Genomic DNA, 12,683 nt, shown 5'->3' with positions numbered 1-12,683 from the left:
GGGATTCGGGGTTTTTCGGTCGTTCACACTGGGGGGATGGACGGCGGGAACTTGTTCGGCGAGCTGGCCGGACTGGCCGCGGCGCTGGTGCCGGGAACGGCGCTCAGCCCGGCGGCGATCCTGCGCACGGCTGCCGAGCGGACGACCGGGCGGCGGCTCGCCGTGCGTGTCGGCGGCCGGGTGGTGGAATTCACCGTGACCGCGCTGGACTACGAGGCGGACACGCTGCGGCTGGCCGCGGGCAGGCTCGGCGACGTGCGGCTGGTGGCCGAAGAGGTGGCGTGGCCGGACGTGCCGCTGCGGCGGGTCACCGTGCTCGGGCGGGACGTCCGCATCCGGTCCCTGCCGTCGATCACCGCGACCCCGGCCTCGGTGGAGCTGGAGGTCAGGGTCGCGGCGGAGGTGGTCACCGGCCGGATCGCCGAACTGCGCCCGGACCTGGTCACCGAGCTGGCGGACGGGTTCACGCGCGTCCGCTGGGTGAAGGCACCCCGCCTCGGGCACCTCGATCTGGAGCCGGAGCTGACCGGCGACGCGGTGCGGCTCGTCCCACGTGGACTCCGCGTCGCCGGTCTGCGCCTGCCCCCGCGGGTCAGCCCGGTGTCGATCGACCTGCCGGAGTTCCCGGAAGGCTTGCGGCTGACCGGAATCGAGCTGCGGCCGGACGAGCTGGTGCTCTCGCTCAACGCCGACCAGTGGCCGGAACGGCTGTCCAGGGTGCCGCTGCTCGACCTGCTGAACTGGGTGCTGCGGCCTACCGGCTGAGCCGCCGGTAGGCGCGGACGGACAGCGGCAGGAAGATCGCCAGCAGCACCAGCGGCCAGGCCAGCGCCATTTCGGCGGCGTGCCGGACCACCCACGAATCCCCGGTCACCCCGGGATTTCCGAACAGTTCGCGGATCGCCGCCGAGGTGGCGGACAACGGGTTCCACTCGGCGATCGCGCCCAGCCAGCCCGGCATGGTGTCCGGCGAGACGAACGCACTGGACAGGAAGCCGACCGGGAACTCCAGCGTCTGCACCCCGGTCATCGCCTCCGGCCCGCTCAGCGTCAGTCCGATGTAGACACCCACCCAGATCAACGCGAAGCGCAGCAACAGGAGCAGCGCGAAGGCGGTCACCGTCTCGGCCGGTGAACCGTGCACCGACCAGCCGATGGCCAGCCCCGCCAGCACCATCACCACCAGGGTGACCGCGGCCAGCACCAGATCCGCCACGGCCCGCCCGACGAGCACCGAAGCCGACGCCATCGGCATCGCGCGGAACCGGTCGGTCACCCCGCGCTCGACGTCGGCGAGCACCGCGGAGGCGGTCATGCCGATGCCGAACAGCATGGTCATCACGAACATGCCCGGCATCAGGAACTCGCGGTAGTCCCCGCCACCGGGAACGCGCATCGCGCCGCCGAACAGGTAGGCGAACATCAGCACGATCAGCACGTTGAACAGCAGGCCGAAGATGATCGGCCCGGGATTGCGCGCCCAGTGCGCGAACCCGCGCTTGGTCAGGGTCCAGCTGTCGGCGAGCAGCCAGCGCGCGCCGTGGTCGGCAACGGGAGCGGTCATACCGCCACCTCCTTGCGGTCGTTCCCGGTCAGCTGCAGGAACACTTCGTCGAGCGTGGGCAGGCGCAGGGCGAGGTCGTCGAGGCGGACACCGGCCTCGTCCAGCGCCCGCACCACGGCGGGCAGCGCGGTGGCGTGCCCGGCGACCCGGACGCTGATCCGGCGGGTGTCGTCATCCACGTCCGGCTCACCGCCGACCACGGCCGCCAGCGCACGGGCGGCCTTGCCCAGCTCGGCAGCGTGGTGCGGGACGACGTCGATCCGGTCGCCGCCGATCCGCGACTTCAGCTCGGCCGGGCTGCCCTCGGCGATGACGCGCCCGTGGTCGATCACCGCGATACGGTCGGCGAGCTGGTCGGCCTCGTCGAGGTACTGGGTGGTGAGCAGGACCGTGGTGCCGTCGGCGACCAGCTCGCGGACCGCCTCCCACACCTCGTTGCGCCCACGCGGATCCAGGCCGACGGTCGGTTCGTCGAGGAACAACACGGCCGGGGCCAGGATCATGCTCGCCGCGAGGTCCAGGCGGCGCCGCATGCCGCCGGAGTAGGACTTGACCGGCTTGGTGCCGGTGTCGGCGAGGCCGAACCTGGTGAGCAGCTCGGTGGCCCTCGCCTTGGCGGTGTGCCGGTCGAGGTGGTGCAGGCGAGCGAACATGACCAGGTTCTGGTAGCCGCTGAGCACCTCGTCGACCGCGGCGTGCTGGCCGACCAGCCCGATGGTGCGGCGGACGCGGTGCGCCTCGGTCGCCACGTCGAACCCGCCGACGCGCGCGCTGCCCCCGTCGAGGCGGACGAGGGTGGCGAGGATGCGCACCGAGGTGGTCTTGCCGGCGCCGTTGGGGCCGAGCAGCCCGCACACCGATCCACGCGGTACGCGCAGGTCGAAGCCGTCGAGGGCGAGCTTGTCCCCGTACCGCTTGCGCAGGCCGTCGGCTTGAACGGCGAACTCGTCAGAACTCATCGAACTCCCTTCCGTGCGCTGTACCGTACAGCATACGGTTCGGAAGGGGCAAGGGGGCAGAGGCGGGATGGATTGGGGGCCAAGGCCGCGCCGGGAGGCAGGTGGGGCGCGACGCGGACGCCCGGCACCGAGGGGCGAGATGAGCGAGGGGCGAGCGACACGAATGTGGCTTTGGGGGCGGATTTCGCCCCGAAAGCCACATTCGTGTCCAACGTGAGCGCCGGGGCGGGAACGCGGACCAACGCCCCCCGACGCCGCCGGGGTCTACCACTTCAGGTGTAGTAGTCTGGGGTCATGCGGCGCAATCAGGCTCGGCGAGAGGCGCTCGTCGACGCGACCATCGAGGTGCTGGCCCGCGAGGGCGCGCGCGGGCTGACCTTCCGCGCGGTCGACGCGGAGGCGGGCGTCCCGGTCGGCACCGCGTCCAACTACTTCGCCAATCGCGACGATCTGCTCACCCAGGCCGGGCAGCGCATCCACCTGCGCCTCGGCCCCGAGCCGAGCGAAATCGACGAGATCATGCGCGCGCCCCGCGATCGCGCGCTGGTGCACCGGCTGATGCGCGACATCGTCCGGCGCCTGTCCGACGGCCGCAGCAACTATCTCGCGCTCCTCGAACTCCGCCTGGAAGCGACCCGCCGACCGGAACTGCAGGCCACGCTCACCGAAACCCTCAAGGCCAACCTCGCCCAGAACATCGACTTCCACCTCGCCGCGGGCCTGCCCGGCGACCGCGACACCGTGCTGCTGCTCTACCTGGCGATGACCGGCCTGGTGGTGGAGCACCTGACCCTGCCGGAGGTGCTCGCCCCCTTTCCGCTGGACGACGTGATCGGCACGCTGGTGGACCGCGTCACCCCGGCAGCATCCGGACGCACGGTGGCCAAGGCCGCCACCGACCCGGAATAGTGGGCCCATGGAGACGATCGGCCAGGGACCGGTCGCGGTGGTGTACGCCGTCGGCGACAGCGCGCTGAAGACCTTCCCGGCGCAGCTGGACCGGCAGACCCGCGCGGACCTCGAGAGCGAGCTGGCCACCCTGCGCACCCTCCGCGACGCCCGGCCGATCCTGGTGCCCGAGCGCGTCGAGATCCTGGCCGACGGCAGGCCCGCGCTGCGGATGGAGCGCTGCGCGCAGTCGCTCGCCCAGCTCGTCGAGCGCAACGGCCCGCTGTCGGCCGAGGACACCGTCACCATCGGGCTGACGCTGTCGGCCGCGCTCGCCACGGCGCACGAAGCGGGCATCGTGCACGGCGGCGTCCACCCCGGCAACGTGCTGTTCCGCGAGACCGGCGAGCCGCTGATCTCCGACTTCGGCGTGGTGCTGCGGGCCGCCTTCCCCCGCGATGTGCTGCCGGGGCTGGAGTTCACCGCGCCGGAGACCGTGCGCGACGGCACCGTGGACGAAGCCGCCGACCTGTACGGCCTCGGCGCGGTGCTGCGGTTCGCGCTGACCGGTGAGCCGCCGTTCCGCTTCCTCCCCGGTGAGCAGTCCGGCGAGCGCGTGCTCAAGGTGCTGCACGCGGAACCGGAGCCGGTGGCCGACGAACGGCTCGGCGCGCTGATCGGCAGGCTGCTGGCGAAGGACCCGGCGGACCGCCCGGAGGACGCGGCGACGGTCACCGAGGAACTGTCGTGGCTGCGTGAACCGGAACTGCCGCGCACGCCGATCAAGGTGATCGGGCCGGCGCCGTCGAAGCGGCGGGCCGCGGTGGACCGCGCCGAGCGACAGGGCAAGCTCGGCCTGGTCCTCGGCATCGCGGCCGCGCTCGCGTTGCTCGCGGTGGCGCCGATCCTGCTGCTGTCCCAGCGTTCGACCGAGCCGCCGCCCGCCGCGGCCGGTGCGGCGGTGCCGCTGGTACCCACCCCGACCAAGCCGCTGGAGCTGGTCCTCAACGAGCCGGTCGACCTCGGCGACAAGGTGAAGCTGACCTGGTCGAGCCCGGACGTGCTGGACTTCGTGGTGGTCGTCGCGCCGGCGGGCCAGCGCAACAACCCGATCTACGCCAAGCGTGAGCACACGCTCGAAGTGCCGGTCTCCCGCGACCTCCAGTACTGCTTCGCCGTGCAGGGCACCAACGGCGCGCAGACGGTGGAAACGCCACCGCGGCCGATCCGCGGCGCGGCCTGCAAACCCTAGAAAGCTCTAGGAACGCAGGCCGCGCGGATCGAGGGCGGCACGCAACCGTTCCCGCAGCGGGCGCCGCGAAAGTCCTTTTCGGACAACGGCTTCCGCACGCCACGCCCAGTCCGCCATTTCGGGACTGGGTGGCGCCCCCGACCACAGCGCGGCGTCCACCGTGCGGGCCAGCACCCGTACACCCTCCACAGTGGACGGATCGGCCACGCGCGCGGTGGCCTCGGCAAGTTCGTGCACGGTCATCCCGCTGGTCACCGGCACGCGGTGCGCGCGAAGCCGGTCACGCACCTCGGCCCACGCCCCGGCCACCGAGCCGGTGCCGGGCGCGCGACGCCGTCGGTGCCGCCGGATCCGTTTGAGCAGCGGCACTCCCCCGAGCCAGCCGACCGGCACCAGCGCCACCGGCAGCAGCAACAGCAGGCTGACCGGCGGGGCGCTGTCCTCGGCTTCCGCCTGCTCACCCGGCGCCGCCGCGTCGTCGCCGCTGTCCGGCTCGTCGAGCGCTTCGGGATCGGGCAGTCGCTCGCGGGCCTGCGCCGCCGCCTCGGCGAGCCCGCCGGTGGTGCGGGTCTTCGCCGCCGTGCCGGTGGGGTCCAGCTGCACCCAGCCGACACCGGCCACCGCGACCTCCGGCCACGCCAGCACGTCCGCGTTGCGCACCTGGAACGTGCCGTCCGGACCGGGCAGCGCGGGCGACTGGAAGCCGACCACCAGCCGCGCCGGAATGCCCTCCATCCGCGCCAGTGCGACGTAGGCCGCGGCGAACTGCTCGCTGGTGCCCTGCTTGCTCTGCAGCAGGAAGTGCCGCAGCTGCGGCCAGGAGTGCCCGGTCGGCCGTTCCGGCCCGGTGGCCACCCGGTAGTTCCGGCTGAGGAACTGCTCCAGCAGCAGCGCCGACCGGAACGACGGGCGCTGGCCGCCGGTGGCCTGGTCGGCCAGTTCGCTGATCCCCGGCGGGATCGTGCCGACCCCGTTGAGGCCACCGGGCGCGCCCGGATCGATCGGCGCGTCCTCGATGTTCCGGTCGGCCTGCGGTTCCCACCAGCTCAGCTGGTAGCCGGTCGGGGTGCCGGGCCCGAGCAGCGTGCCGCGACTTTCGTCGACGAAGGGTTCCGCGCCGGTCACCGACGCGGGCCACTGCTGGCTGGGCAGCCACGGCCCGGTCAGCCCGCCGGTGGCGACGGTGGCTTCCCGCCTGGTCACCGGCACGTTCAGCCCCGGGCCGGGCTGGATCTCCTGGCCGAGCCGCCGGAACTCCCCGCCGGGCTTCCAGTTCACGCCGTCGAAGGAGTCCAGCACCACCAGCGACCACCGGTCGACCGGGGCGGGCGCGGTGTACCGGAACAGCGGCGCCTCCGGATCCTCCAGCCTGGCCCCGATCTCGGCGAGCGGACTGGCCACCCTGGCCGGTGGGATCGGCGCGGATTCGTTCTCCTTCAACGAATACGCGGGCCTGCCGACGGGATCGAACGCCGTGGCGGCCGCCGCCCCGCCGACCGCGACCACCACCAGCGCCGCCACGGCCGCCACCGCCGCCTTCGACCAGCGCGCCCCGGCGGCCAGCGCGATGGCGGCCGCCGCGGCGTAGGCGAGCGCGCCCAGTGCCGCCGACGTGCCCGGCATCGCCGAGTAGAGCTGGCTCAGGCTCAGCACCACCAGGCTCGGCAGCAGCGCGAGCAACGGCTTCCGGGTGCGGTGCAGCAGTTCGATGCCGAGCACGGCCCCGGCCAAAACCGCCAGCGGCACGAAGAGGAACAGCTGCGCCTCCGGCCGCGCGGGCCAGGTCGACTGCAGGGCGAGCCGCCAGGATTCGGTGAGCCCGGCGGACAACGCGCCGAAGGTCTCCCCGGTCGGCAGCCCGGCGGCGGTGGTCGCGAACAACGCCGACTCGATCACGCCGAGCAGGCCCGCCAGCGCGACCAGCAGCGGCCGCCACGGCACCGCCGACGGCGACCGGGAGGCCAGTTCCGCGACCACGAAGGCGACCACGGTGAGCACCAGGATCGGCACCAGCAGCACCCCGAAGCCGAACACCGGGGCGAAGAGCAGTCCGGCGACCGCACCGGCGAGCAGCACGCCCGCGGTCTCCACGCGTGCCTTCACGCGACCACCGCGTTCCACCGCTGGAGGAGGCCGGCCGCCGACGGGCCTTCGAGCATCCGCGCGCCGGGCACGGGCTCCACCTTGCCACCGAGCGAGAACACGGTGAGCACCGGGTAGAACGGCCGCAGCCGCGCCAGTGCCGCCGGATCGGAGTCACCGGTGGTCACCACCACCAGCGCGCCACCGCGCGACCGCGCGAGCGAGAAAGCGGGCGGCACCAAGGGAATCTGCGCCGGTTCCGCCTCGGCGACACACAGCTCGTCGAGCAGCCGCCGCGCCCCCTGCGGACCGTCCGAAGCGGACACATCGAGCCCGGCCGGGGTGACCAGGCGGCAGCGGTGCCCCGACAACGCGGCCGCGTTCAGCATCGATGCCGCCACCTCGATGGCATCCTCGAACCGGCGTTCGGCACGGGTGTCCAGCAACACGGTCAGCCGCGGCTGGTCCGGGTCGGCGAACTCGCGGACCATCAGCCTGCCGGTGCGCGCGGTGGCCTTCCAGTGCAGGTGCCGCACCTCGTCGCCGGGCACGTACTCGCGCACTTCGCGGAGGTCGAGCGAACCGTGCAACGCGTCGTCGGCAGCCCGGCCCTCGTGGTGGTGGCGGGGCTGCCCACCGGACACCGCGCGCACCGGATGGCGGCGCGGGTGCACCCACAGCGTCACCGGATCGCCGCTGGCGAGCCGGTTCCTGGCCAGCCCGAGCGGATCGGACCGCTCCAGCACCAGCGGCCCCACTTCGAACCGGCCGCGCTGCTCGGTGGGCAGTTCGTAGTGGTACACCGCCTCCGCACCCGGCGCGAGCGCGCGCACGCCGACCGCGCGCACGCCGGAACCGACGCGGTCGCCCGCGGTGAACCCGGCCTGCCGCCGCGTACCTTCGTTGCGCACCAGCAACCGCGCGAGCGCCGGGCGGCCGCGTTCGACCCGATCCGGGTACACCGCCCGCGAAACCGCCACCTTCGGACTACGCCCCACCAGCAGCACGGCCACCAGCACCACGCAGACGCAGATGCCGCCGAGCGCACGCAGCATCGGGTGCCCCAGCCAGCTCCCGGCGCCGAACAGCACCACGGCGAGCACGAGCACGGCCACCCCGCGCCGGGTCAGGCGCATCAGGTCACCGGCCCGCGGCGTTGACCGACGGCACCGGGACGGCCGCCAGGATCTCGTCGATGACCTCCCCGGCACCGCGCTGGTTCAGCTCGGCGTCGGCGGTCAGCACCAGCCGATGCGCGAGCACGGGCTTGGCCACGTCCTTGATGTCGTCCGGCGTGACAAAAAGACGGCCGGCCGTCGCCGCGTACGCCTGCGCGGCGCGGACGAGCGCGATGCTGCCGCGCGGGCTGGCGCCGTACCGGACCGCCGCGTGCGTCCGAGTCGCCGCGGTCAGGCGAGCCGCGTACACACACACCTCGCGGTCGATGTGCGACGCGCGCACCTCCGCGATGGCCTGCTGCAACCGCCCGAGGTCCACCACGGCCGGCAGGTCCTCCGGGCTGATGCCCGCGCAGTCGCTCATAATCACCAGCACCTCGGCGTCGAGATCCGGGTAACCGACGGACAACCGCATCAGGAACCGGTCGAGCTGGGCCTCCGGCAGCCGGTAGGTGCCCTCCATCTCGATCGGGTTCTGCGTGGCCACCACCAGGAACGGGTGGGGCACCTCGTGCCGCACCGAATCCACCGTCGCCGTCCGCTCGGCCATCACCTCGAGCAGCGCGGACTGCGTTTTCGGGGTGCCTCGGTTGATCTCGTCGGCGAGCACCACGTTGGCGAAGATGCCGCCGCCGTGGAAGGCGAACCGCTCCTCCTTCTGGTGGTACACCATCACGCCGGTGATGTCGCCCGGCAGCAGGTCCGGGGTGAACTGGATGCGGTTGAACGTGCCGCCGACGCTGCGCGCGAGGCAGCGCGCCAGCGTGGTCTTGCCCAGCCCCGGCACGTCCTCGACGAGCAGGTGCCCCTCGGCGAGCAACGCGGTGATCGCCAGGCGGACCACCTCGGGCTTGCCCCGGATCACCTGCTGCACGTTGGCCGCGAGCAGTTCGTAGACCTCGGCCGACTTCGGCTGGGTCACCCTTCCTCCCACACGATGCGATTGGATTCGATGCCGTCCGCGGTGACCCACACCGTGCGGCCGACCTGTCCGAAGTGGAACGCCTGGAAGTCGACCGTGCCGTCGGCGTCGGTTTTCACCGTTCTGCCTTCGTTCTCGTACGACGAGTTGGCGTGCGGGTCGAAGTGGTACCTGGTGTTCGGTTTGAAACCCTGGGCCTGGACGCGGATGAGCGCGCAGTCCGGAGCCTCGCAGGTTTCGTTGTAGGTCTCGGTTTTACCGCGCGAAATCGTGATCGACTTCGGCGACTTCGGGGTCACCCCGGCGGATTTGGCGCCCTGGCCGCGTCCGGCGGAGTTCTGCGCGGTCACCGTGACCACGTAGGTGACGTCGTTGCTCAGCCCGCTCAGCGTGGTCGACCGGACGCCACCACCGACGGTCTTCTCGCCGCTGCCCGCGCTGGAACTCCAGGCGACGTGGTAGTTCGAAATGGCACCGCCGTTCGGGGACGCGGCACCCCAGTTGACCGTGATCGCGGCGTTCCCGGCGGTCGCCTTGACCCCGGGCGGCGCGCCCGGCGGGCTGGCCGGTTTCGCCGGTTGCGTGACCGGCTTTGGCGGCTGCGGTTTGGGTTGTGGCTGGGATTTCGGCCTTGCCGGCGGCGGATTGTCGCGCTGCTGCACCGGCGGCGGTGTCTGCTGCTGTGGTGGCGCCTGCTGCTGCACGGGCGGCGGCTCGACCGGGGGCACCGGCGGCGGCTTGGGCCCGACCTCGACCGGGCCGACCGTGCCGTCGTTGTCCACCACCAGCACGTGCCCGCCGTCGGCGCTGTCCACGTAGACCCGCGAATCCTCCCCTTTGGACAGTCGCGGCTTGCTCGGCGGGACCGGCGTGCTCTTGCGCGGCTTGCCGTCGCGGTCGTAGGTGAGCACGTTGTTCTTGGCGCGGTCGAGCAGGACCACCGATTGCCCGGAGGACGCGACGTCGGCGTAGTCCCCGTCGGGCAGGTCTACGGTGACCGGCGCGGCCTTCGCCGGCGTGGTGTCGACGAGGTGCATGCGCTTGCCCGCGCTGTCGAGCACGGCGATCCGGCCGCCGACGTCGGTTGACGCGAAACGCGCGTTCGGCGGCACGTCCACGCCGAGCGCGACCCCCGCGCCGAGGTCCTTGCCTTCGATCTGGTGCGCGGTGTCGGTGGAGGTGTCGACAAAAACCGGCCGATCGGCGACCACGGTCAGCCCGCCGGTGTGGCCGCTCGGCGCGTTCGTCGGGCAGGTGAGCCGGTCGGCGTCACGGCCCAGCTGGCAGATCGAGTTGCTTTCGGTGTGGTGCAGCCAGAGATCACCGGCCGTGGTGGCCACCGGCTCGCCCAGCTTGCCCCCGGCGGACACGGTCAGCATGGCGTCGCCGAGGCGGACCACCTGGCCGGCGTCGCGGTACACCAGGTACGGCCCGCCCGCGACCTCCAGCGCCACCGGCCGCTCGTCTGCGGGCGGGGTGTGGGTTTTCTCCACCGCCAGATCGGACTTGCCGAACTCGATGATCCGGTTGCCGCCGACCACGTACCCGCCGGTCTCGCCCTGGACCACCTGGCTGCCCGGATCGGCGCCGGGCAGGCTCAGCTGCGCGTCCACGTTGTGGCTGGCCCCGTCGATGTGGAAGACCGTGCCGAGCAGGTTGCTGAACACCCAGTGCCCGGACTGGAAGAAGTCGATGCCGCCGTCGGGCTTCGCCGCGCCCGAAACGGCGACGCCCACCGCGGTCGCGACCGCGACCACGGTGACCACCATCGGTGTGCGACCACGCCACCGGCCCCGTCCCCGCGCCATCACACCGCGAGAATAGGCCAGCCGGTCCAGTGACGGTCCATTAGCGGTACATTTGACGCTCCGCTCAGTCCCGCAGCACCGGCAGTGCCAGCTCGAAGATCGCGCCGCCCTCCTCGGCGTTGTAGACGCTGAGGGTGCCGCCGTGCGACTGCGCCACCCAGCTCACGATCGCCAGCCCCAGCCCGGACGAACCGCCCGCGCCGGTGAAGCGGTCGAAGGCGTCCTCGGCCAGCGAAGCGTCGATGCCGGGGCCGTGGTCGGCCACGGTGACCCGGCCGCCCGCCACCGTGATGTGCACGATCGCCGGCTGGTCGGGCTGCTTCCCGTACCGCAGCGCGTTGTCCAGCAGGTTGCCGATGGCGCGCTGCAACAACGCCGGATCCGCGGAGACCTTGGTGGCCGCCGCGGTGACCGTGACCCGCGCGCCGTCGTGCGGCGTCTCCTCGACCAGGCTGGTGACCAGCTGGTCCAGCCACACCGGCTGGATCGCCAGCTGCTCCACCCCGGCCGCGAGCCGAGCGCGGACCAGCAGACCGTCGATGATGCCGCCCATCCGGCCGGCCAGCCGGACCGTGCGTGGCAGCAGTTCGGCGCGCTGGTCGGGGTGCCGCAACGCGGTTTCGGCCAGCGCACGCAGCGCGGCGACCGGGGTGCGCAGGTCGTGCGCGGTCTCGGCGAGCAGCAACTCCTGCTGTTCCAGCGCCGCCGCGGCGGGCCGGAGCGCGCGACCGGCCAGCGCGTGCCCGGCCAGCGCGACCGCGGCGACCAGCACCAGGCAGCCGCCCGCCACGCTCAGCACCAGCCGCTGGTGCTCGGCGGCGACCCCGCGCGCGTCGCTCCAGGCCACCACCGCGCCGATGTTCTGCGCGAACTCGTTGCGCAGCGGCTCGGTGCGCACGCGCACGTCACCGTCGTTGATGTAGGTCTCCAGCACGAGGTTCGAGGAAACCGTCTGCGTGGCCAGCACATCCAGGTCGGCGCGGTTCACCTCGACACAGTTCCGCGCGCTGTAGTAAGGCGCGAACGGCGTCGCGCCACCGGGGAGCACGGCGAACTGCGGGCACTGGTCGCCCAGCACGTCCCGGCCGATGTAGTCGGTGACGATGGCGTCGCCGTACTGGACCAGCCGCGCCGCGGTCGAGGTGACGCGGTGCAGGTCGCCGTCCAGCAGCTGCTCGCCGTGCAGGCTGTCCGACCGCACGACCAGCCACGCGAGCAGGATCAGCCCGGCCGCGTTCAGCGTGGTGAACAACAGCGTCAGCACCAGGCGCAGGCGGCGGAGGCGCTGCGCGGACACGCTCCTCACGAGGCCGCCAGCCGGTAGCCGACACCGCGCACGGTGTGGATCAGCTCGGGTTCGCGCAGTTTGCGCCGCAGCCGCCGGACCACCACGTCGACCACGTTGGCCATCGGATCGGCCTCGGCGTCCCAGCAGTGCTCCAGCAGGTCGGCGCGCGGCACCGCCTGCTCCGGGCGGGCGGCCAGGTACTCGAGCACGGCGAACTCCTTGCCGCTGAGCGTGAGCAGCACACCGCCGCGGCGGACCTCGCGGCGCGCGCAGTCCACTTCGAGGTCCGCGTGCCGCAGGATCGACGGCCTGCCCGCGCCCGCGCGGCGGCACAACGCCAGCACGCGCGCGGTCAGCTCACCCGGCGCGAACGGCTTGACCAGGTAGTCGTCACCGCCGTGCGCGAAGCCGTCGACGCGGTCGGCGAGCGTGTCGCGCGCGGTCAGGAACAACACCGGCACCGCCCAGCCCTCCTGCCGACGCTGGTGCACATGGGTGATCGCGTCACCGTCGGGCAGCATCCGGTCGAACACGGCGCACGCCAGCGGCGGCGGCACCCGCGCGGCACCGGCCAGGTCGGCGACCGCGACCACGTCGAGCCCGGCGGCGCGCAGCTCGGCGGAGACCGCGACCAGCAGATCCTCGTCGTCCTCGACGACCATCACCCGCGCCTGGCCTGAAGCTGTCATCGAATCCTCATGTGTGCTGGTGGAAGGTGGGCCGCAGATCGACGAACGAGGAG

The 12,683-nt window shown here is 72.6% G+C and carries 11 protein-coding genes; 3 read left to right on the top strand and 8 right to left on the bottom strand.

Annotated features, from left to right (window positions below; all coding sequences use genetic code 11):
• Positions 1 to 36 precede the first annotated feature (36 nt).
• Entirely contained in the window at positions 37 to 765 is a 729-nt protein-coding gene (locus tag A4R43_RS38020; RefSeq protein WP_113696518.1) for an LmeA family phospholipid-binding protein, read from the top strand.
• Here the strand turns inward: A4R43_RS38020 and A4R43_RS38015 are convergent.
• Positions 755 to 1,564 carry an ABC transporter permease gene (locus tag A4R43_RS38015; protein ID WP_113696517.1) on the bottom strand — a complete coding sequence of 270 codons (810 nt, stop codon included), beginning with the start codon at positions 1,562 to 1,564 and terminating at the stop codon, positions 755 to 757. The genes A4R43_RS38020 and A4R43_RS38015 overlap by 11 nt on opposite strands.
• On the bottom strand, positions 1,561 to 2,523 hold the full coding sequence (locus A4R43_RS38010; protein ID WP_113696516.1) for an ATP-binding cassette domain-containing protein: 963 nt from the start codon (positions 2,521 to 2,523) through the stop codon (positions 1,561 to 1,563). The genes A4R43_RS38015 and A4R43_RS38010 overlap by 4 nt, the downstream gene beginning before the upstream one ends.
• Positions 2,524 to 2,817: 294 nt before the next feature.
• Between A4R43_RS38010 and A4R43_RS44525 the strand changes: the two genes are divergently transcribed.
• Positions 2,818 to 3,432 (top strand): TetR/AcrR family transcriptional regulator, encoded by a 615-nt coding sequence (locus A4R43_RS44525; RefSeq protein WP_113696515.1) that lies wholly within the window; start codon positions 2,818 to 2,820, stop codon positions 3,430 to 3,432.
• Between the two features lie 7 nt (positions 3,433 to 3,439).
• The gene (locus A4R43_RS38000; protein WP_113696514.1) at positions 3,440 to 4,663 is read left to right on the top strand and encodes a serine/threonine-protein kinase; all 1,224 of its coding nucleotides are present in this window, start codon (positions 3,440 to 3,442) and stop codon (positions 4,661 to 4,663) included.
• Positions 4,664 to 4,669: 6 nt separating this feature from the next.
• On the opposite strand, the gene A4R43_RS37995 is transcribed toward A4R43_RS38000, so the two are convergent.
• From A4R43_RS37995 to A4R43_RS37970, 6 genes are all read right to left on the bottom strand, one after another.
• A complete protein-coding gene (locus A4R43_RS37995; RefSeq protein ID WP_113696513.1) occupies positions 4,670 to 6,766 on the bottom strand; it encodes a transglutaminase TgpA family protein in 2,097 nt (698 codons plus the stop codon).
• The gene (locus A4R43_RS37990; RefSeq protein ID WP_113696512.1) at positions 6,763 to 7,881 is read right to left on the bottom strand and encodes a DUF58 domain-containing protein; all 1,119 of its coding nucleotides are present in this window, start codon (positions 7,879 to 7,881) and stop codon (positions 6,763 to 6,765) included. Before A4R43_RS37990 ends, A4R43_RS37995 begins: the two co-directional genes overlap by 4 nt.
• Before the next feature lie 4 nt (positions 7,882 to 7,885).
• Positions 7,886 to 8,845, bottom strand: a complete 960-nt coding sequence (locus tag A4R43_RS37985) for an AAA family ATPase (protein WP_113696511.1) — start codon at positions 8,843 to 8,845, stop codon at positions 7,886 to 7,888.
• Positions 8,842 to 10,614 carry a fibronectin type III domain-containing protein gene (locus A4R43_RS37980; RefSeq protein ID WP_113696510.1) on the bottom strand — a complete coding sequence of 591 codons (1,773 nt, stop codon included), beginning with the start codon at positions 10,612 to 10,614 and terminating at the stop codon, positions 8,842 to 8,844. The genes A4R43_RS37985 and A4R43_RS37980 overlap by 4 nt, the downstream gene beginning before the upstream one ends.
• Positions 10,615 to 10,717: 103 nt before the next feature.
• On the bottom strand, positions 10,718 to 11,950 hold the full coding sequence (locus A4R43_RS37975; RefSeq protein ID WP_335645136.1) for a sensor histidine kinase: 1,233 nt from the start codon (positions 11,948 to 11,950) through the stop codon (positions 10,718 to 10,720).
• A gap of 5 nt (positions 11,951 to 11,955) precedes the next feature.
• Positions 11,956 to 12,630, bottom strand: coding sequence for a response regulator transcription factor (locus A4R43_RS37970; protein ID WP_236808508.1), 675 nt, complete (start codon positions 12,628 to 12,630; stop codon positions 11,956 to 11,958).
• Between the last annotated feature and the right edge of the window lie 53 nt (positions 12,631 to 12,683).

It is taken from the genome of Amycolatopsis albispora (genome assembly GCF_003312875.1).
Taxonomy (GTDB): Bacteria; Actinomycetota; Actinomycetes; order Mycobacteriales; family Pseudonocardiaceae; genus Amycolatopsis; species Amycolatopsis albispora.
The sequence above is the reverse complement of the archived record's forward strand: the minus strand, read 5'-3'. Positions and strand labels throughout refer to the sequence as shown.